Here is a 21,137-nt window from a genome sequence, read left to right as displayed (position 1 = left end):
TTAAAGTAGGTTTTACATATTATACCTATCCCCAGATCAAAGCGTCAAGCTTTAAAGCCCCCTTCCGCTATAAGTCTACAACGCGTTCTCCGTCAGAAATGAAGCGATGGCTTCATTGACTTCATCCGGGTTATCCAAATTTGTTGCATGGTGAGCGTTCCGGATGATTTTTAATCGAGAATTCGCAATTCTCTCCTGCATGTACTCCTGCTGCCTTCGGATCATCGTGTCGCTCTCTCCTTGAAGAAGCAAGGTTGGACAATGAATCTTATGCAGATCCTGCGTGCTGTCCATCCGGGTCACTGCATCCCATATCCGAACCCAGTTGGAATGCGGGATGGAACGAAAGGCTTTCTCTATATAAGCTTGATTGCCCTTGTTATACTTGGATAGCATTTTCCCTTGCATTTTTCCCGATAAGGACATCGGCATCAAGTAGCTTGACCAGCGATTCAGCGGCACGAACATTCGCTCATACCAATTGAACGCATTCGTGAACGGAGTGCCGATCAGTACAAGGGCTGCGACCTTGTCAGGATAGCGAACAGCAGTCTGCAGCGAAATATGTCCACCGAGGGATAAACCGCATAAGATTGCTTTCTCGATGTCCAGATCACCTAGCAGATCCGCCAAATCTCTGCTAAAGTCCTCCGAATCCACTTTTCCGTCCGGCAAGGAAGACGAACCATGTCCCCGAACATCCCACACCAAGGTTTGATAATGGCGGGAGAAATAATCGACTTGCGTCCGCCATTGTTTATGATTCCATGAGGCCCCATGCGTAAAAACAAGCGGTTTTCCTTCACCCTTTACTTCATAGTACAAATCGACTTCCCTTCCTTTGAAAATCGGCATAACGAATCCTCCTCGCTAAGTTGAAATTATGACGTACCGACATTCAATAACGGAGCGAGTATCACCTGAAAGCATTCATCAAACAGTTCGTCCAACGCCCGGTTTGATTCTTTAATCCAGATCATCATGGCGCCGCTGATCGCGGCTTGCAATACCCTGCTAACCATAGCGACGTCGCATCCAGCGATTTCTTTGTTCGTAATCGCCTGGTTCAGCATCTGCCGGGTAAACTCATCGATCAGCTGCAGCCGGTACCGGGTCTTCTCCAACAAATCCGGATCATTCGTCCCTTCCAGATAGAAGGAAGTGTGGTTAGCCAATTCAACAGGATCTTTCATATGTAAAACCGCATGCTGAAACACGGCCTTTAGTGCATCAATTCTGGATTGATCGGATAAGCTGGCCTCCTGAAAGGCTTGCTTGGTTAATTCAATAACATAATCGCTGTAGGCCAGGAACAGATTTTTCTTCGAACCGAATCGCTTCATTAGGGCTGCCGGCGAAATATTCACTTCATGCGTGATGTCGGTTAATGCTGCTTGACCGTATCCTTTTTTACACAGTGCCCGGTAGACACCGTAGAAGATAGCCTCATCTTGGAATTCGCGAGGTCTTACCATAGCGTAATCTCCTCTCCCCAATTAGTGAATGTCCATTTACTAACCATTGTTTCATAAACCTTCTCCAATGTAAACCGTGAAATGCCTGGAGGCGAACACGCACATCAAGATACGGCCTGACTCCTGCAAAAAGGCTCTGTTCACCTCTGCTGACCACTCTGGTGTGTAATCTGGCTGTCGTTTTTAATAGAAAAACGCAACTTCCTTATACTCTTGGACCGAATTAACCTCTATACTGACAGTAGAAGGAAACCATAATCTAGGAGGAGCTGAACACATTGCGTACCAAATTCATTTACCAGGCACCTGCAAACGGTTATCCCGAATGGAATAATAATCCGAATATTTTTCAGCTAAACCGTCACAAAGCCCATGCTTACATGATGACGTTTCCGTCGGAGTCTGAGGCGTTGAACCATGCCCACTCCATGTCCCCTTGGTATCAGTCATTGAACGGGATATGGAAGTTTGCATTTGCCGAAACCCCTGACAAGCGCATCCAAAATTTCTACGAGGCCGATTATGATTCCGGCAGCTGGGCCGATATGCCCGTCCCTTCCCATTGGCAGCTTCAAGGCTATGACTATCCTCAATATACGAATGTTAGATACCCCTGGTCCGAATTGGAGCCTGAATTAAAAGCCCCCTTCGCGCCAACGAGATACAATCCCGTAGGCTCCTACATCCGTGAATTCACGGTACCGGACACATGGAAGGAACAGCCCGTTTATATTAGCTTCCAAGGTGTTGAATCCGCTTTCTATGTATGGGTGAACGGCGAGATGGTCGGATACAGCGAGGATACGTTTACGCCGGCCGAGTTCGACATTACCCCCTATCTGATCGAAGGCAAGAACAAATTGGCTGTTGAGGTTTACCGATGGTGCGACGCGAGCTGGCTGGAGGACCAGGATTTCTGGAGGCTTAGCGGGATCTTCCGCGAAGTCTACCTCTATTCCGTCCCTACCATCCATATCTCCGATTTCTTCGTGCGCCCGGTTCTTGATGACGAATACCGGAATGCCGAGCTGCAGATCAATGCAACCGTTACGAATTACTTTAATGAAACCATCGATAAGGACAAGCTTCAGCTTGAGGCGCTTCTATACGATCAGGACCGTCAGCTGGTCAAGAAACAAGCACTCACAATAGCGGATTACATTATCGATGAGGGCAGCTTCACCCTGAGCATGGACGTTCCCGAGCCCCAAAAATGGAGCGCGGAATCACCTTATTTGTACACCGTCGTTCTGGCATTGAAGGATACGGACGGAGCTTGCCGCGGAGCCGTAAGCTGCCGTACGGGTTTCCGCCGCTTCGAGCTGAAGGACGGGCTGATGCGAATCAACGGTCAGCGCATTCTGTTCAAAGGCGTGAACCGGCATGAATTCTCCCCGGATACCGGGCGGGCTCTTAGCCGTGAAGACATGATCACCGATATTGAGCTGATGAAGACGCATAACATTAATGCGGTACGGACCTCCCATTACCCGAATCAATCCGTATGGTATGACCTCTGCGATGAATACGGTTTATATGTCATCGATGAAACGAATCTGGAGACGCACGGAACCTGGACGTATGGACAGCAGGAGCTGGAAGAAACGGTGCCCGGCAGCAAGCTCGAGTGGCGCGACAATGTATTGGACCGCTGCAATTCGATGTTTCAACGGGACAAGAATCACCCCTCCGTCATCATCTGGTCGCTTGGCAATGAATCGTTCGGAGGCGACAACTTCATTGCGATGCACGATTTTCTGAAGGAGGCCGATCCGTCGCGGCTCGTTCATTACGAGGGAATCTTTCATTACAGGGCGTCCGAAGCGGCCAGCGACATGGAATCCACCATGTATGCAAAACCGCAGGATGTAGAGAAGTATGCCAACAGCAACCCGGACAAGCCTTATATCATTTGCGAGTACAGTCACGCGATGGGCAATTCCTGCGGCGGGCTTCACCTGTATTGGGAGCTGTTTGAGAGGTATGACATTTTGCAGGGAGCTTTTATATGGGACTGGATCGATCAAGCGATCCGCACCCAAACGGCGGACGGAATCGAATATTTGGCGTACGGCGGGGACTTCAACGAAACGCCGCATGACGGCAACTTCAGCGGAAACGGCCTGATCTTCGCGGACCGCAGCAAAACCCCCAAGCTGGACGAAGTAAAAAAATGCTACCAGAACGTCAAGTTTGAATGTTTGGACCCTGCCGCAGGCCGGATTCGGGTCAGCAACCGTTTCTTGTTTACCAATCTCGATTCGTATCTTGTAAAATGGGAAATCCAACTGAACGGAGAAGAAAGCCAATCCGGCACGCTCCAGCTCTCGCTTCAGCCCGGTGACCATTCCGAAATCAAGATTCCGTATTCCCCTATAGAGGACGATGGAAAAGAAGCGATTCTCACCGTCTCCCTCGTTCGGAAGGAGAGCACCAAGTGGGCACCAGCGGGGCATGAAGAGGCTTGGGAGCAGTTCGCGCTAACGACCTATATAGCGGCGAACCAACCGGAAACAGACACTCTTGCAAACGCGCAGGCTCTGGAAGTTACCGAGTCGGATGAAGAGCTTCTCATCTCGGGCCCTGCCGTTTCGTTACGCTTCCACCTTGGCACCGGCGATCTGACATCTTACGCGCAATCCGGCAAGGAATACCTGCTCGCACCGGCCAGACCGAATTTCTGGCGGGCCGTCACCGATAACGATCTGGGCAACCGGCTCCCCGAACGCTGCGGCGTATGGAGAACGGCCCATGATCAGCGGAAGCTGCTGGCTCTGCGCTGGCATACAGAAGGTCCTGCCGTCGTGGTCTCCAGTCACTATCAGATTGAGACCCATCCCGTATCCGGCTTGACTCTGGGGTATCGAATCTTCCCGGATGGGACCATCCGCGTGCAAGAAACCTTTGTTCCGGGCAGCGGCTTGCCAGACATTCCGGAAATCGGCATGCTGTTCTTGCTGGATGAAAGTCTCGATATGCTCAGCTGGTATGGGCGGGGGCCGCATGATAATTATTGGGACCGGAAGACGGGGGCCAAAATCGGTCGATACACGGGAAAAGCAGCCGATCAGTTCGTTCCTTATCTAAGACCTCAAGAATGCGGGAACAAAACGGATGTCCGCTTCGCGAGTCTCACCGAAGGAAGCAGCGGGGAAGGTCTACGATTCGAAAGCTCCTCCCTCATGGAGGTATGCGTCCTGCCGTGGACGCCGGATGAACTCGAGGGCAGCGACCATATGTACAAGCTCCCGCCAAGCGATAAAACCGTCCTCCGCATTAACTATAAGCAAATGGGCGTAGGCGGTGACGACAGCTGGGGAGCGCCGATCCACGAAGAATTTACGCTGCCTTCCAACCGTACTTACAGCTTCGGCTTTACGATGGGGGCAGCACGCTAAAACCCCTCTATAAAACAAATACAAAGAGCAGCTTCTAAGATTAGAAGCTGCTCTTTCCATGATTCAAGATCATGCTCTCTCGCCACCGGATGGGTAGCTAAAGAGCATTTTCATATTCTTAGATCGTGCCCGATGCTAGTTCGCCATCGCTTAGGCCTGTGCACCCAGCAGTTCGTGACGATCCGATTCGTCCCGAATGTCGCCCACGATTTCCTCCAGGATATCCTCCATCGTCACCAGCCCGATCGCCGCGCCGGATTCGTTCGCGACAACGGCCATATGCACGCGGATTTGCTGCATCTTGATCAGGACGTCCTTGATCGAAGACGATTCCGGAAAACGCGGCATGTCATGAATAAAATCATTCACGCTGCAGTTTCTTCCGGCTGCTATGCCCGTCAGCATCTCCTTCGTATGGATAAACCCGATGAAATCCTCCGTGCGTCCCGCTTCCGTCACCGGGTAACGGGTATAGTCGTACTCCCCGAGAACTTCCAGGATATTGGCAAGGGGCCACCCTCGTTCTACCGTGACGATGCGATCTCTCGGGACCATGATTTCCCGCAAGGTGCGCTCCTCAAAAGCAAATATATTGGTCAAATACCCCATCTCGGTTTGGTTAATTTCGCCGCTCTCGTAACTCTGATCCACGATCCACTTCAATTCCTCTTCGGAATGGACCGTTTCATGCCCTGCGGGCTTTACGCCGAATAATCGAAGCAGAAGACGCGAAGCTCCATTCAGTGCATAGATAAACGGATACATGATCTTCCCAAACCAATACAAGGGAGGTGCCAGCAGTAACGTCATTTTCTCGGCAAATTGGATCGCTAGTGTTTTAGGTGCCAGTTCCCCGATGACAACGTGCAGGAACGTAATGATCCCAAGGGCAATGGCATAAGAGAGTACTGTTGCCACCGCCGCCGGCACGTCGAATCGTTCAAACAGCGGGTGCAGCATTCTTTCGACGGTCGGTTCGCCCAGCGCGCCGAGCACGAGGGCCGTAATAGTGATTCCAAGCTGGCAAGCGGACAAGTAGTAATCCAGCTCATGGGCTACCTTCCTGGCCGTGACCGCCCGTTTATTCCCCTCTGCGATCAATTGATCGATCTGGGACAGCCGCACCTTCAATATGGCGAATTCGGCGCCCACGAAAAATGCAGTCAGTCCTATAAACACAGCTACCAAAAATAAATTTAACACGATTATTCCGTCCAATGATTTCCCTCTTGCGAGGGATTCACCTCCAAAAAAGTTATGGTCTGAATGTGCACGGGATTACGCTATGCCCTTGATCACCCGTGTCTGAGAATGACGTGTTTGATCTGGAAATTATCCGTTTCGGCTACGGCCCATACATGCTCGCCATGCTGGATCTCATCGCCGTCTTGAGCCGTCGTGCCTTTCTGATACTGTATCCAGCCGCCGATCGTATCCATCTCCTCGTTATCCTCGAATACCAAGCCGAAGCGCTTCTCAAGCTCCTCCAAGAGAACCCGTCCGCTTATCAGGTATTCGCGTTCACCGATCATGCGGATATCCGCTACTTCATCTTCATCAAATTCGTCGCGAATTTCCCCGACGATCTCTTCCAAGATATCCTCCAGGGTCAGAATCCCCGCCGTACCGCCGTATTCATCAATCACCAAAGCCATATGCATCTGCTCCTGCTGCATCTTCAGCATGGCATCCTGGATCGGCGTAATTTCAAGCACGACCGGAAGATCCCGAACGAATTCTTCCAGCTTGCGGTCTCGTCCGGCCACGATGTGGGGCAGCATCTTTTTGACATTGACGACGCCAACCACCCGATCCTTGCTGCCATCCTCGATGACAGGGTACCGCGTATAGTTGTGCTCATCCAGGATACGGACGATGTCCGGGTGTTTCATGCCTTTATCCAGGGTGATCAGATCCGTTCTCGGTACCATAATGTCTTTGGCCACACGCTCATCAAACGAAAATACGTTTTCCATGTAAGCCAGCTTGGTCTCATTGATCTCGCCGCCCTGAAAGCTCTGTGCCATGACAATGCGCAGTTCCTCTTCCGAGTAGGCCTGCTCATGCGGCGTAGGTTTCACGCCGAACAAACGAAGCAGCACGCGCGAGGCTCCATTTAGCGCCCAAATGAACGGATACATCAGCTTTCCGAACCCATACAGCGGGGCTGCAAGGAGCAGCGTCATCTTTTCCGAGAATTGAATAGCCAAGGTCTTGGGCGCCATCTCCCCCACCACGACATGCAAAAAGGTCACGAGAATGAACGCAATGGCGTAAGAGGCAATCGAGGCCGTTGAAGCCGATATGTCAAACCAATCGAATACCGGGTACATGAAACGTTCAACGGCCGGCTTGCCGATGGCCCCGAGCCCCAACGCCGTCACTGTAATGCCGAGCTGGCAGGCCGAGAGATAGTAATCGAGATCCCCGGCTACCTTTTTGGCAACAACCGCCTTTTTGTTTCCTTCCGTTATCAATTGATCGATCCGCGACATGCGGATTTTAACGACAGCAAACTCGGACGCTACGAAAAAAGCGGTCAACGCAATCAGTATGGCAAGTATGATTAAATTAGTGATGGTAATAATGTCCAATGATTTCCCTCTTCAGAGGGATTCACCTCCAGATTGAATTAAAGGCCATAGGTTATGCATCTGAACAGGTCATGTCTATATACGATATTTCCATGAAAAAGAGGTAGTTCGCCGAAGAAAATATTACCGCCTAATTCCGCAATTTGATCCATTTGCAATAACGCCTTCCCAATGTACTACCTCCTCTCCAGGAATCTATTTTTCATATTTATGAAAAAATTATATCATGGCAGCACTCAAACCATCCAGTTGCACGTTATGGTTTGAGGGCGGGTTCCAGCACGAATTCACATAATTCTCACTTGTTTGATGAGGTATATTCCTACGTGGTACTAAATATGCCCTGTTATGTATTAAAATGTACGCTTCATCTATTGTTCATCCATTCATAACCATAATGGCATTCGTCTGGTGGGATCCGTGCAGGCTGGTTCAACTTACAGGAAAAAACCGCAGGATCGTGGCTGGATCCTGCGGTTTTTTCATCATCTTGTTACGTATTTCGTTATCCATGGAGATCTACGGTTTTGTTTATATCCGAGTCACCCTTCGGCTCTTGGCCCACCATTTTCTTGAAGAAGGCTTTGACCGTTTTCGTTTTGTTTCCGGTTTCCCAATACTCCGCAGTATCTGTATCCACCTTGATCAGAATAATGTTGGGATCGTCGTAGGACGTTTGCAGAAACTTCTCATATGCCGCATTCCAAAGCGCCTTTTTCCGCTCAAGGTCATCCACGACTTCGGCCGTTCCCCGAATCGATACATAGGATTTGCCGACATAAGCAACATTGACGTTGGGATTGGCCATAATTTCTTGATATTTGCTGGTATCCCTCTTCGTTAAGAACCACAAATCGCCGTCGAATTCGATATCCTGCGTTTGCATCGGTCTGGAATTGATCCCGCCCTCCGATATCGTGGAGAACATCGCCGTTTCGATATCCTTGATAATATCCTTCACGGTCTCGACCGCTTCCTGGTTCACTACGGTTTCGTTTGACATCTCAATCACCCCATCCTTGTGTTTAGTCTCTATTTACACTTCCCCAAAATAAGTTAAACGATGAATCATGTAAGACTCCGTTTTTCTTTGCAGGATCATTCACTCATGACTTTATGTAGAACCTGAACCATCGTCTGCACCAAAAAAGCCGAAAACTGCCAGCGCAGTCCGACTTTTTTGGTGCAACGATTTGTTATGGGAGCTTACATCATTCCTGTACCTTCCGCCACTATACACTCGCTTTGAATTCCAGCGCGTAAACGGACGAAGGCCGCAAGTTGTAACCTTGGCGCCATGCCTCTACCGGCACCCTGCTTTCTTTGCACACAATATGATCCGGCTGGAATACGGAGTTAATATCATCGTAAGAATTGCCGGTGATTTCATATAGAGTCGTTTCCCCGGAAGCCTCGAAGGGCTGCAAATCCAGCACGGCCCTTACCTCCTCCAGACTTCGGTTAACGATAAATACGGTGACTTTGCTGCCGTCGCCATTCGTCCCGGCCGCAACGTCCAGGTCCGGAAGCGCATCAAGCTCCATCGGCGTCTTCTTGCTTGATGCCACGGAGAAAGTTCCGCATTCCGCTTGGACGGGGAGAATACGCCGGACGTCCCGATTCGCGTAAAGCTTTAACACTTCATAGGTCGGCGTCCCGTATATCGTGAGCGGAAGCCCGCTCCATCCGGGCTCCTTGCCGCAATACTGATCCGCATAGTAGTCCCCGACCCGTATGCATCCTCCGAGCCAGCCATTAACAAGATCGGAGAAGCTGCCGATATGCACCATGTCGCTGCAGCGAATCATTTCGTTCAGGTTGGCGGCATTAGCCACCGCGGCTCCTAACGTGTGCTCGTTCGGCAGCCCTTTTCGCACCGTATTCGGATAGTACATCGTGTTATATTCGGTGATCGCCAGCTTCACGTGGCTGTGCTTCGCCTTGGACTCAATCAGTTCCGTCGTCTGACGGATATGGTGCCGGGTCCACTCGGGATAAGAAGCAATCGCCTTATAGCGTTCCTCTGCCGGCGTATCCCGGTTCATGCCGAAGGGTCCGTAACCGTGATACAAATGCAGTGTCAAATAATCCATATACTCGCCTGCCAGGTCCAGCACGGTTCGGTTCCATTCCTGCTCGTAATGCCCGCAGGCCAGCAGCACGATGGAAGGGTCCGCCTCCTTCATGGCCTTGGCAAACGATATCGTCCGCTCGCCAAACCGTTCTGCTGTACAAGTGCCGACCTGCCATTGGCCCCATACTTCGTTACCGATTTCCCAATACTTGACGTTATACGGCTCAGGAAAGCCGTTTCGGGCTCGTAAGGCGCCCATCGGCGTATCCACGCTCCCATTGCAGTATTCGATCCACTGTGCGGCTTCTTCAGGGGTACCCGATCCATCGTTCACGCAAATCAGGGGCTCCACCTGCAGCTCGCGGCAAAAGCGGATGAATTCGTCCGTGCCGAAATATTTACTGGTCCATCCTCCCCAGGCCTCGTTGTACATGACCGGTCTCTCCAGGACCGGACCAATGCCATGCTCCCAATGATAAGCGCTGATATAATTGCCTGCGAGCCTCATCATGCCCGCATTCAGCCCTCTAGTCATCTCGATCACTTCACGCTTCACCATAGCGATGCTATCGATCGGCAGCAGGGACACGTGATCGATCCAGAGCATGCCGGTGGATACGTGGTCGATCCACCTTGGATGCTCGGCCGGAACATACACCCGGATCTCCGCATCGCTGCAAGCGCGTGTTGTGGACAGCTCTCCCTCGTATTCCTGCCAGTTGTGGCTGCCCAGCTCTACGCGAAGCTGTCCAATCGTTTCTTCCGTGCGCCGGTCCACGGCTTCCACCGTCACGTATTGAAGCTCAATGGAAGCGCGGGCAACAAGCCGGACCGTATACTTCATCGGACCCTTTAATGCTACTTTCTGCGCAATACCGGCATAGGCTTCGTCATCGCTCAGGATGCGGATGCGCTGGGTGCGTCCCGAATGCCGGGGTGCCGGCGCTTCCAAGGCGTACCTGGTGTTCCGCCCGTTGGTATACGCGCGCCAGCTTCCCGATACCGGCGTCTTGGTCTCCGCTTCGCTTTCCAAATCCATGTCCTTTAACGGAAACGCGAGCATCGCCTCCATATGGTCCCGGATATCCTCCACAAAATGACCGAACAGATACGGATTAATCTCATGCTCGCTCTTGCGGCTACAATCAATGGTAATCGTTGCGTTCGTATTCAAGAATATAACCTCCCATGGAATTTTAGGCTGAGCCGTGCAATCATATCGGCATCACCCTTTAATCGAGCCAATCATGACGCCTTTAACGAAATGCCGCTGCACGAACGGATACATCAGCAGTACAGGTAAACTGGAGACGATAATGACCGCGTATTTGATGCTTTCAGCAAGCAAAATTTTATCCTCCAGTCCAACGCTGCCGTCCACGGCATCGGATTGGCTGATCAGCAGAATTTCGCGCAGCACCAGCTGAAGCGGGTGCAGATCTTCGTTTCGGATGTATATGAGTGCATTAAAGAACGAATTCCAGTGGCCGACCGCATAGAACAACACCATGACGGCCAGGATCGGCTTGGATAGAGGCAGAATGATACTGAAAAGCAGCCTCCAATTGGAGCAGCCGTCGATATGGGCGGCCTCCTGCAGCTCCCAGGGAATACTCGATTGGAAATAGGTCCTCATCACGATCAGATTGTAAGTCGCAATGGCGCCGGGAACAATCAGCGCCCACATCGTATCGACCATGCCCAAATCCTTGACCAGCAGATACGTTGGAATCAAGCCTCCGCTGAAGAACATCGTCAGCGTGATAAACACCATGATCGCATTACGCCCCGGAAGGTCAGGCCTCGATAACGGGTAGGCCGCCAAAATCGTCATGATAATATTCATCACTGTGCCAACGATCGTATAGAAGATCGTGTTGCGATATCCCGTCCAAATCTTTTCGTTTTGCAAAATATTCGTGTACGCATCCAGCGTTACGCTTTTCGGCAGCAGCCAAACCTCGCCGTTCAATACCCTTGTCGGATCACTGAACGACGCGCTGACAATAAAAATCAACGGGTACAGCACAATGACGATAATTATCGCGGCGTTCGCGTATATGATGACATCGAATACCCGTTCATTCGCGGCCTCTTTTACTGTCGACGGCTTGGACATGGCACGTCCCCCCCTTTACCATAAGCTTGTCTCCGACGTCTTGCGCGCAATCCGGTTCACGAACAGCAGCAGGATCAGATTGATAACCGAATTAAACAGCCCGATTGCTGCCGTGTAGCTGTATTCTCCCTTTAAAATGCCTGTCGTGTAGACAAACGTGGAAATGACGTCGCTTGATTCCAGATTCAAGTTGTTCTGCATCAACAATATTTTCTCAAAGCCAATGTTCATGAAATGGCCGATATCCAAAATAAGCAAAATGATAACGACAGGCGCGATTCCTGGCAAAGAGATGTGCCAGATGCGCCGCAGCCTCGACGCCCCGTCCATCTTGGCCGCCTCGTAGAGCTGCGGGTTCACCCCGCTGAGCGCCGCAATATAGATAATGGACTGCCACCCCATGTTCTGCCATATGTTAGAGCCGATAAAGATGGTCTTGAACCAGCCGGCTTCCTCAAGAAAACGAATCGGCGTACCGCCGACGGCCTCGATCAACAGATTGATCGGACCGCTATTGGGCGAGAGGAACACGTTCAGAATGCCCACGATCACGACCACCGAAATAAAATGCGGAATGTACGTAATGTTCTGCAGCCATTTGCTGAAAGTCTTGTTGCGTATTTCGTTGATGATCAGCGCCAGCAAGATCGGAATCGGGAAGGCGATCAACAAGGAAAACAAATTGATGGACAGCGTATTCCACAGCAGCCGCCAAAAATAATACGAATCAAAGAAGCGTTCGAAATGCCCGAAGCCCTCCCAGCTGCTGCCGAGGATACCTTTTGCCGGATTAAAATTTTTAAACGCGATTTGCAGCCCGTACAACGGACCATAATGAAACACCAGATACCAGATGACTGGCAGAAGCAGCATGAGATACAGGTCATATCGCTTGGCCATTTGCCTTAAAAGGCGGGAACCCCGCCTCGAATCGCTTCGAGGCAGAGCCATTGATGTATCGGCTTTGACACGCTTCAAGGGCATCCACTCCTTATCCATGATGTAGCAGCATTATTTCTGCATCTTGTCATAGGCATCCTGATACAATTTCTCCAGCTCGTCTACTTTCATCTTCTTGAGCGTGGATTGGAATTCTCCCCACTTGTCGAAGCTAAGCGCGCCAACAATGAATTTCGTGCTTTGCTCTTCGTAATATTTGTCGATGTCGTTGCGCAGAATGTTGACCTGCTGCGCGGTTTGCTCGTCAAACATCGGAGCCGCATAACGAACCTCCGGCATGAACGGATCCAGCTTCTGCTGCGCCTCCTGTACCTGCGGCGGATTGATGAAAGAAGCAACCTGCTCGCTGATGAGATGAGGTGCCCCTCCCCCGGCGTAAGGCGTGATTTTGGCCTGATTGCTAATATCCTTCAGGAAATCTTCTGTATAGAACGGAATCCCGTCCTTGAGTTCATAATGCTCCCCTTCCCTGCCGAACCTCAGAAGCGTCGATCCTTCGTCGCTATAGAAATAGTCGATCCAGCGCATTGTGACTTCAGGGTATTTATTAATGGACGTGATGGCAAAGGCTCCAAAATCCCGCGCAATCGGCAAGGCCTGACTTTGCATCCGATCTCCGTTCGGGCCGGCCGGAGGCGCGATTCCGGTATACTGATCCTGGATCGACAAGAAGTTATTGTTGGTTTGGTCAAAGAAGAATCCCGCATTGCCCGACCCCTGCTTGGCCAAATACTGCGCTTCGGTGTGCGAGAAGATTTCGGGGTCCAGCAGCTTTTCCTTGTAGAGCTTATTTAAGTACATGAGCATCTCTTTATTCTTGTCGCTGCCCATCCAGATGCTCACTTTGTCGTTGTCGATGTTGATGTTATATCCGAGCTGCGTATCCAGACCGAATGAGCCGCTCATCGCGGCAACGACCGCCAATCCGACACGGGCCGTCATCGGAATTTCATCCTGCTTCCCGTTGCCGTTCGGGTCACCGTCGCGGAAGGCAAGCAGCACCTCGTACAGTTCGTCCGTCGTCTCCGGCACCTCCAGACTCAACTTCTCCAGCCACATCTGGTTGATCCATTTCTTATCCGTCCGCGCCGCGCCCAGCGTCACAATGCCCGGAACCGCATAGATATGACCCTCCGGCGTCGTGATGCCCGCCCGGATTTCGGGATATTCCTCCATCAATTTCTTCAGGTTCGGCGCGTATTCATCGATGAGGCCTTCCAGCGGAATCAATTGGCCTGCCGATCCGTAGCGAACGGCTTCCAGCGGCGATAGGCCGGAACGGAACAAAGCATCCGGCAGCTCGTTGGAGGCAAACAACAGATTTTTCTTCTCTTGGAAACCGTCCGTCGGCGCTTCAATGAATTCGACCTTCACATTGCTTAATTTCTCGTAATCCTGAAACACCGGCATCTCTTTGAACGGACCGTTCACGGGTGCAATCCGGGTGAACATCTTGAGATCCACGGGCTGCTCTACAATCGGAAACCCTGTAGCATGAACGACATTCTCTGTACCTTCGGGCGCAGCTTCTTTCTTCGAACCTCCATCGGAACTGCATCCGGCCAGCATCAAGCTGGAAGCGAGCATCGTGATGACCGCGTTTCTTCCCCAGCGTTTACGCATAAATAAGCGACCCCCATATCTCTTCATTCACCAAGCGCCATTTGTAAGCGTTTACCGCCTGGTGTGTGATTATTATAATCCACCCTTCAAGACGGCCCATTACAAAAATATGACCATTTACTCCACATATTTTACGGTTCTTGAAAGGCGGCTTCCCTGCACGTTCTCCTGCCGATCCGAATACTGGGTTTTTCAGCCTATCCTCTTCCCAAGCGGTTCAAATACTCCTGCGGGGTTACCCCCGTTATTTCCTTGAATACTTTGAAAAAATAGTTATGGGTCGTAAAACCCACTTGATTGCTGATTTCCTTGATCGAATATTTACCGCTCTCCAGCAGCTTCCGCCCTGCATCGATCCGTACCCGATTCAGATACTCCGAGAACGTCCGCTGCGTCTCTTCCTTGAAGATTCTGCTTAAATAAGAAGAGTTCAGGCCGATTGCGCCGGCGGCAAGCTCCAGCGTGACATAACCCGGATACCTCTCCAGAATAAAATGAACAGCCTGCGTGACATGCCGGGAATACGGACCCGCTGCACGGTGCTGCTTCAGTAGGCCAAGCAAGCCCGCATAGTAGGATTGCAGCCATAACACTAACTCCCCAACACTGCCGATTCTTCCGAGCTCGCTTCTTGAAGGAAGCTTCTCCTTCGCATTTTCCGCAGATGGCATCCATGTCTTCCATGCCTTATCCCCGGTTAACATGAGCTCGCTAACGATCATCTGGACCGTATGCGAATGGATCGGCAGATGGCGGATCGAAGCAAAGATGGAGGAGATTAACCCGTGCACGTCTTCGACGTCCAGCCTTTCAATCGAAAGCAGAAGCTGTTTGTGTTCCTCGATCGTCAAAGATACGCGCTGATGGTTTCCGCCAGCAAGTCCGCCGGCCCGGCCCGGTATTCTTGGAGCGGCACTGCTTCCGGTCGACTCCGCCGTGGAAGCATCGAGCACCCGCTCAGCGGAGCTATAACTTGAGCCGAGTTGAGACAAGCTGGTGCATACATGTCCGACGGAGGCCACGCATTTTAAATTAAGGAACAGCTCAATCGCATGCTGAAGCTTCCTCATCCGCCCGGCTATCTCGTTCTTTATGGCATGTTCGCTCCGCTCCTTGAACGCAAACACGACAATAAACCTTCCATCCTCCACGTAAGCCGCCGTCCGCTCCTGAATATCGCCCAGGCTCTGCTGCATGATATCGACTACCTGCTGAACCAGCCGGTTCGTTTGCACGTCGCTGTATGACTCCGTCAGCAGCAGGAACGGAACAATCTGCACAGCCGCTGCCGCATAGCTTAACGCGTGGGTGTAAAGGCGATTTTTTTGTGAAAAAGCCTCAACCTCCATGGTTGCATCCTTCCGCCCGCTAGCGAGATACACGATATAATCGCGAATCAGCACGGGATTCAGCCTCTCAGCCACGGCCTCGTGAGCCATGCGTTCATCCAGCAACCGATCCTCCTGCCGCAACTCCAGGACCGCTTTGTTCAACAGGGTGACCAGCGCTGCACCGTCCAGCCGATGCTTCAACAGATAATCGATGGAGCCGTTCTTCAGACACTCCCGCACGTAGTCATAATCATCATAGCTGCTGAGCATAATCGTCTGAATAAGTGGAAACCGTTCTTTAATCGCCCGGTTGAGCTCTACGCCGTTCATTTCGGGCATATTCACGTCAATAATCGCAATATGCGGGGGAGACTGCTCAATCATGGCCAAGGCCATTAATCCGTTATGCGCTTGGCCGCATAATTCGAATCCATGCTCATTCCAGTCCAATAACGTTCGCAGATCATGCCGCACGAGCGGCTCATCATCAACGAGCAGCACTTGAAACATGGCTTTATATCACCTCTTGTCGGGATTTGTCCGTACTCTCCATTTTTTTCGGCAGCCGGATCTCCGCCTTCGTATATAAACCCGGTTCACTGTACAACTTGACGCCGTACGAATCGCCGTACATGTGAACGATCCGCTCATGCACGCTGCGCACGCCCATACCGCTAAAACGGGAGGTTTCTCCCTTCTTGCCAGTCTCGCCCGGCAGGTGCGCCCTTTGCCCTTCCGTTATGCCCTTGCCATTGTCGATCACTTCAATCTTCAGGTCGCTGCCCTCATCGCATACGCGTATCAGCACGAGCCCTTCCTGCTCCATCGCTCCGATTCCATGAATGATGGCATTCTCCACAAGGGGCTGCAGCATCAGCTTCAGCACCCGGCATTCCAGCAAAACGTCGTCCTCGATCTGGGTAACCATCCGGATCGGCTGCATATACCTGTACTTCACAATGGAGATATAGCGTTCAACATAATCCAGCTCCTCCCTCACCGTCAGAAATTCACTCGAATTGCCCAGAACGCCGCGCATGAGCTCAATCAGCGATCCGGACACCTCTTCGATATTCGGCACGCCGTTCATCTTGGCCAAATACTTGATGGTGTTGAGCGAATTGTATAAAAAATGGGGATGAATTTGTGCCTGAAGCGCCGTCAGCTCGGCCTCCCGCTTCTCCTTCTCGCTGACCCGGATCCCTTCCAGCAGCCGTTTCAATTCCTCCACCATGCTGATAAAGACGCGGTAAAGCTCCCCTGTCTCGTCCTCGCCTTTGATTTCCTTTCTCGGGAACGTCAGATTCCCTTCCTTCACGAACATCATCAGGGACTTCAACCTCCGGATGTTGAGGGTGATTCGGGAAGATACTTGCAGCGAACCGATCAGGATAACAATGAAGACGATAACCGATACCTCCGCCAACAATTTACGGAGCCTTGTCGATTCGCTAAGGAGCGAATCCATCGGTATCAGAGCCAGGGTGGTCCATCCCGTATAACCGGATTGGCGGCTGACGACGATGTAGTCTCTGCCGTCAATGGCTTGCTTGATGGCATCCCCATTCCCTGCGAGCTCCCCATGGATGCTGAGGATCTTCTCGAACGAAGGGGCAAAGGATGGCGCCGATTCGGCCTCATAGACAAACCCGCCCTGCTTGTCCAGCACATAGACCATGCTATCGGTGGTCGGCTTTACGCCGTATGTTTTTTGGATGAAATCATAATTCAAATCCACCATGACAACCCCGATCGGTTCACGGTTATACCGGATCTCCCGCCCGACCGTGATGGCATCCGACACCCCGGTCTGCTTGAAATACGCATGACGCGATCCATTCTGGAGCATGTAATCCATCATTCCGGTCCCCAAAACCGTCTTGTCCAGCCACGGGCCACCCGAGAAAAACACCTTGCCGTTCAAACCGACCACGGTAATCCGTGAAATATACGGCTTGTAATCGATCAGAACGGATAGAAACTCATCGATCCGTTTCTGCTCTTGAAACCATTCATAGCTAATTTCTTCATGAGGGCTCAGCAAGGTGTCGATCACCGTGTTTTTGTTGGTCACCACGACGGTGTTCAGCCGGTCGATCTCTTCCAGCATCATATTCAGCGATTCATCCGCCTGCCTGATGCTGTCCGAGACCGAGGTGATCGCATTTTGCATGATCGTCTCACGCATGCTCATATACACAATGACCGTAATGGAGACAATGGATACGAGCGTAACCGCACTGAACGCAATGAAGATTTTCCCTTGAATGCTTCGCCTCGGTGATATCCACCTTTGAATCGTAGATAGTTTCATGGCGCGTGTCTCCTTTTTCCAGGTCAGAAGAAATAGATCGTAAACGTTTACAAAAACGTATTTTCGTCCGTACGGTCAGCATTGAGCTCCGCGCATGGTTATGGGAGGCACCTTATAATAGATCTTGAAAGCTCTGGTGAACGAATACAAATTCGGATAGCCGAGAGACAAGGCAATCTCGGTAATCGTTGCGTCGGTTTCTTGTAACAAGCGTTTCGCCTTTTCCATTCGTATGCGCTGAAGGTATTTTAATGGCGGCATTCCTACCTGATGGGTGAACATGTTGGAGAAGTACGACCGATGCACCCCCGCGAATTCGGCAACCTGCTGTACGGAAATCCCCTCGGTGGCATGCAGCTCCATATAATCCAAACACTCGTGAATCCATCCCGCAAGTTCCGTCGGCTGTGCGGAAGCCGTATCCGGGACCATCCCGGCGAGCAGCCCATAAATCAAGCCGTGCAGCTCCAGCGATACCGCCGGTTTCCAGCGCTCGACTGCGGCCAGGGCATCAATCACGCGTTCGGAGGATTCTTTGACCTTAGCGGATATCATCTGTTTGCCGAACGGGCTTTCCGGGAATAAGCCCGCCAGCTCCAATAATGGCTTGACCCTGTTCCCGTCCACTGCCAACCAGCTCATCTGAAGCGGTGTATCCGCGGGAAGCATGTGATAATAATAGGTCCGACCCGGAAACAGGCAGAACAGATCATTCTTCTGCAGATCCACTCGTTTGTCTTCGAACTCCAGCCGCACCCTGCCTTCATGTACAAAATGCAAGCTGTAACACTCGATTCGTTTCGGTCCGACCCTGTAATTGGGCTTGGCAATGCTTCGCCCGGCCCGGACAGGCCAGATCTGTTCCTCTTTATCCAAATATCCCGGCGTGTAATAGATGAACTCCGCATATTCATATTCGTATTCCTGCATCATGGCTCCCTCCTCTTCCTTCATTTTTCTATCAAGAATAACAAAATGACAATAAAAATATAACACCCCGCTATTTTTATAACCCGTTATTTTCAATATCATCATACTAGGAGGGGATTACACTTGTCGAGACGACCTAACATTTTGCTAATCACAAGCGATCAGCAGCATTGGAATACAATCGGCGCGTTTCAGCCTGAAATCTCTACGCCGAACCTGGACCGCCTCGCACGTCAAGGAACGACGTTCGATCGGGCATATTGCCCCAATCCGACCTGCACGCCGAGCCGGGCTTCCATCATTACGGGGCAGTACCCGAGTCAGCATGGAGCCTGGACCTTGGGGACAAAGCTGCTGGAAGACCGCCATACCGTGGGAGAGAGCTTCCAAGACGCAGGCTACCGGACCGCACTGGTGGGAAAGGCGCATTTTCAGCCGTTGAAATCAACGGAAGATTACCCATCCGTGGAGGCCTACCCGATTCTTCAGGATTTGGAGTATTGGCGGAATTTTCACGGTCCTTTTTACGGCTTTGATCACGTCGAGCTGGCCCGCAACCATACGAATGAGGCCCATGTCGGACAACATTATGCCCTATGGCTGGAGGAGCAAGGATGTGCCCATTGGCGGGATTACTTCCTGCCGCCTACGGGAACCATGGATCCTTCCCAAACATACACCTGGCCCATCCCGGAAAAATACCACTACAACACCTGGATCGCCGAGCGAACCAATGCGCTTTTGGACCAATATCAGAAGGCGGATGATCCTTTCTTTATGTGGGCTAGCTTCTTCGACCCGCATCCGGAATACCTGGTGCCGGAACCATGGGATTCGATGTATGATCCGGAAAAACTCACGATCCCATCCCTGACGCCCGGTGAGCATGACCGCAATCCGCCGCATTTTAGCCTGACGCAGGAAGAAGACCCCGATTTTTCCCATCTCGCTGAAACCGGGTTCGGCATCCACGGCTACCGTTCTCATCATTATTACGAATACGGCTCGAAATCCAGGTTAACGGCGTACGACAAGAAGAAGCTGGTCGCCGTGTATTACGGCATGATCAGCATGATGGATAAATATATCGGAAACATTCTCGATAAACTGGATGAACTGGGACTGTCGGAGGATACGATCGTTGTCTTCACCACCGATCATGGACATTTCTTCGGCCAGCACGGCCTTCAAGCCAAGGGCGGGTTCCATTACGAGGATTTAATCAAGCTACCATTCATTGCACGATATCCAGGACGGGTGCCTGCCGGAAAAAGGACAAATGCGATGCAGTCCCTGGTCGATTTGGCCCCTACCTTCCTATCCTTCTGCAATATACCGATACCGCCAGCGATGACGGGCATCGACCAAAAGGATGTGTGGCTCGGTAACGCGGACGCCGCGCGGCAGCACGCGCTCTGCGAATTCCGTCATGAGCCTACGACGATTCATCAAAAAACGTACATCGAGCAGCGCTATAAAATCACCGTTTATTACAATCAAACCTACGGCGAGCTCTTTGACCTGGAAGCGGATCCCGGCGAACTGCGCAATTTATGGGACGACCCGGGGTACAAGCAGCTGAAGGCAGAGCTTCTGCTCAAGTATATCTGGGCCGAGCTTGGCAAGGAGCCGATGCCGATGCCGAGAATTCATCACGCCTAATGGAAAGGATAAACGTGTACTTTAGCAGGCTGAAAGAACGGTTAACGCTGCTGGCCCGGCTATTTTGGACCTTCTTTCGCATCGGGCCTTCCACCTTCGGAGGCGGATATGCGATGCTGCCCATAATTGAGCGCGAAGTGGTGAGCAAGAAAAAGTGGGTAAACAAGGAGGAAATCGGTGAGCTGATCTCGCTTGCCGGTTCCGCTCCCGGCGGAGTCGGCGTGAATGCTGCCGCGATGATCGGCCACCGGCAAGCCGGTATTGCCGGGGCTGTTTCGGCCGTGCTTGGCGTGACATGCCCCACGTTTTTGATCGTGATCCTGATCAGCGTAGGTGCCGTTTTTTTTCGGGATCAACCTAAGGTTGAAGCTGCTTTAAAGGGAATGCATGGCGCCGTTATTGCGTTGATCACCGTCGCTGCTTACCGGATGGCCAAATATGCCGTCTTCGATGCGACGACAACGATATCCACCCTTGCCACCGTATCCGTGATGCTGTTTACAGGCGTGCACCCCCTCTATCTTATTGCGCTAAGCCTACTGTGCGGAATGGCCGCCATTCAGATAAAAAAACGGCTGGGCCTTCAAGCGAATACGGAGAAGAAAGCTGCGACCAACAGCTGCCCGGAACTGGAATATTACATTTGAGCGAAACGAA

The 21,137-nt window shown here is 51.5% G+C and carries 15 protein-coding genes; 3 read left to right on the top strand and 12 right to left on the bottom strand.

Features of this window, described 5'->3' with window-relative positions:
* Positions 1 to 75 precede the first annotated feature (75 nt).
* Both PLA01S_RS25640 and PLA01S_RS25635 read right to left on the bottom strand, forming a co-directional pair.
* The gene (locus tag PLA01S_RS25640) at positions 76 to 855 is read right to left on the bottom strand and encodes an alpha/beta fold hydrolase (protein WP_127594614.1); all 780 of its coding nucleotides are present in this window, start codon (positions 853 to 855) and stop codon (positions 76 to 78) included.
* A gap of 26 nt (positions 856 to 881) precedes the next feature.
* Entirely contained in the window at positions 882 to 1,475 is a 594-nt protein-coding gene (locus PLA01S_RS25635) for a TetR/AcrR family transcriptional regulator (RefSeq protein WP_127594613.1), read from the bottom strand.
* 278 nt (positions 1,476 to 1,753) lie between these two features.
* Here PLA01S_RS25635 and lacZ point away from each other — a divergent pair, with 278 nt between their 5' ends.
* Positions 1,754 to 4,873 (top strand): beta-galactosidase, LacZ type, encoded by a 3,120-nt coding sequence (gene lacZ / locus PLA01S_RS25630; RefSeq protein WP_127594612.1) that lies wholly within the window; start codon positions 1,754 to 1,756, stop codon positions 4,871 to 4,873.
* A gap of 150 nt (positions 4,874 to 5,023) precedes the next feature.
* On the opposite strand, the gene PLA01S_RS25625 is transcribed toward lacZ, so the two are convergent.
* The 10 genes from PLA01S_RS25625 to PLA01S_RS25580 all read right to left on the bottom strand — a co-directional run bounded on the left by PLA01S_RS25625 (position 5,024) and on the right by PLA01S_RS25580 (position 18,818).
* Positions 5,024 to 6,091 (bottom strand): hemolysin family protein, encoded by a 1,068-nt coding sequence (locus PLA01S_RS25625; RefSeq protein WP_127594611.1) that lies wholly within the window; start codon positions 6,089 to 6,091, stop codon positions 5,024 to 5,026.
* Positions 6,092 to 6,168: 77 nt separating this feature from the next.
* On the bottom strand, positions 6,169 to 7,467 hold the full coding sequence (locus PLA01S_RS25620; protein ID WP_127594610.1) for a hemolysin family protein: 1,299 nt from the start codon (positions 7,465 to 7,467) through the stop codon (positions 6,169 to 6,171).
* 505 nt (positions 7,468 to 7,972) lie between these two features.
* On the bottom strand, positions 7,973 to 8,470 hold the full coding sequence (locus tag PLA01S_RS25615) for a pyridoxamine 5'-phosphate oxidase family protein (RefSeq protein WP_127594609.1): 498 nt from the start codon (positions 8,468 to 8,470) through the stop codon (positions 7,973 to 7,975).
* A 229-nt stretch (positions 8,471 to 8,699) separates the two neighbouring features.
* Positions 8,700 to 10,715: an alpha-L-arabinofuranosidase family protein gene (locus PLA01S_RS25610; protein WP_127594608.1), complete on the bottom strand. Its 2,016-nt coding sequence runs from the start codon at positions 10,713 to 10,715 to the stop codon at positions 8,700 to 8,702.
* Positions 10,716 to 10,766: 51 nt separating this feature from the next.
* Positions 10,767 to 11,660, bottom strand: a complete 894-nt coding sequence (locus PLA01S_RS25605) for a carbohydrate ABC transporter permease (protein WP_127594607.1) — start codon at positions 11,658 to 11,660, stop codon at positions 10,767 to 10,769.
* Positions 11,661 to 11,675: 15 nt separating this feature from the next.
* A complete protein-coding gene (locus PLA01S_RS25600) occupies positions 11,676 to 12,644 on the bottom strand; it encodes an ABC transporter permease (protein ID WP_371860458.1) in 969 nt (322 codons plus the stop codon).
* Positions 12,645 to 12,671: 27 nt separating this feature from the next.
* On the bottom strand, positions 12,672 to 14,243 hold the full coding sequence (locus tag PLA01S_RS25595; RefSeq protein ID WP_127594605.1) for an extracellular solute-binding protein: 1,572 nt from the start codon (positions 14,241 to 14,243) through the stop codon (positions 12,672 to 12,674).
* A gap of 197 nt (positions 14,244 to 14,440) precedes the next feature.
* Positions 14,441 to 16,084, bottom strand: a complete 1,644-nt coding sequence (locus PLA01S_RS25590; RefSeq protein WP_127594604.1) for a response regulator transcription factor — start codon at positions 16,082 to 16,084, stop codon at positions 14,441 to 14,443.
* A gap of 4 nt (positions 16,085 to 16,088) precedes the next feature.
* Positions 16,089 to 17,888, bottom strand: a complete 1,800-nt coding sequence (locus PLA01S_RS25585; protein WP_127594603.1) for a sensor histidine kinase — start codon at positions 17,886 to 17,888, stop codon at positions 16,089 to 16,091.
* Between the two features lie 75 nt (positions 17,889 to 17,963).
* Positions 17,964 to 18,818: an AraC family transcriptional regulator gene (locus PLA01S_RS25580; RefSeq protein ID WP_127594672.1), complete on the bottom strand. Its 855-nt coding sequence runs from the start codon at positions 18,816 to 18,818 to the stop codon at positions 17,964 to 17,966.
* A 123-nt stretch (positions 18,819 to 18,941) separates the two neighbouring features.
* Between PLA01S_RS25580 and PLA01S_RS25575 the strand changes: the two genes are divergently transcribed.
* Positions 18,942 to 20,480 (top strand): sulfatase family protein, encoded by a 1,539-nt coding sequence (locus PLA01S_RS25575; RefSeq protein WP_127594602.1) that lies wholly within the window; start codon positions 18,942 to 18,944, stop codon positions 20,478 to 20,480.
* Positions 20,480 to 21,127: a chromate transporter gene (locus tag PLA01S_RS25570; RefSeq protein ID WP_127594601.1), complete on the top strand. Its 648-nt coding sequence runs from the start codon at positions 20,480 to 20,482 to the stop codon at positions 21,125 to 21,127. Before PLA01S_RS25575 ends, PLA01S_RS25570 begins: the two co-directional genes overlap by 1 nt.
* Positions 21,128 to 21,137: the final 10 nt, after the last annotated feature.

Origin of the sequence: Paenibacillus lautus NBRC 15380 (genome assembly GCF_004000945.1) — a bacterium.
GTDB classification, from domain to species: Bacteria; Bacillota; Bacilli; order Paenibacillales; family Paenibacillaceae; genus Paenibacillus_AQ; species Paenibacillus_AQ lautus.
The sequence above is the reverse complement of the archived record's forward strand: the minus strand, read 5'-3'. Positions and strand labels throughout refer to the sequence as shown.

Coding starts and splice junctions, on each gene's coding strand:
- PLA01S_RS25640 (WP_127594614.1), bottom strand. CDS start 855: ATGCCGATTTTCAAAGGAAGGGAAGTCGATTTGTACTATGAAGTAAAG.
- PLA01S_RS25635 (WP_127594613.1), bottom strand. CDS start 1,475: ATGGTAAGACCTCGCGAATTCCAAGATGAGGCTATCTTCTACGGTGTC.
- PLA01S_RS25615 (WP_127594609.1), bottom strand. CDS start 8,470: ATGTCAAACGAAACCGTAGTGAACCAGGAAGCGGTCGAGACCGTGAAG.
- PLA01S_RS25605 (WP_127594607.1), bottom strand. CDS start 11,660: ATGTCCAAGCCGTCGACAGTAAAAGAGGCCGCGAATGAACGGGTATTC.
- PLA01S_RS25600 (WP_371860458.1), bottom strand. CDS start 12,644: ATGCCCTTGAAGCGTGTCAAAGCCGATACATCAATGGCTCTGCCTCGA.
- PLA01S_RS25595 (WP_127594605.1), bottom strand. CDS start 14,243: ATGCGTAAACGCTGGGGAAGAAACGCGGTCATCACGATGCTCGCTTCC.
- PLA01S_RS25590 (WP_127594604.1), bottom strand. CDS start 16,084: ATGTTTCAAGTGCTGCTCGTTGATGATGAGCCGCTCGTGCGGCATGAT.
- PLA01S_RS25585 (WP_127594603.1), bottom strand. CDS start 17,888: ATGAAACTATCTACGATTCAAAGGTGGATATCACCGAGGCGAAGCATT.
- PLA01S_RS25580 (WP_127594672.1), bottom strand. CDS start 18,818: ATGCAGGAATACGAATATGAATATGCGGAGTTCATCTATTACACGCCG.
- PLA01S_RS25570 (WP_127594601.1), top strand. CDS start 20,480: ATGGAAAGGATAAACGTGTACTTTAGCAGGCTGAAAGAACGGTTAACG.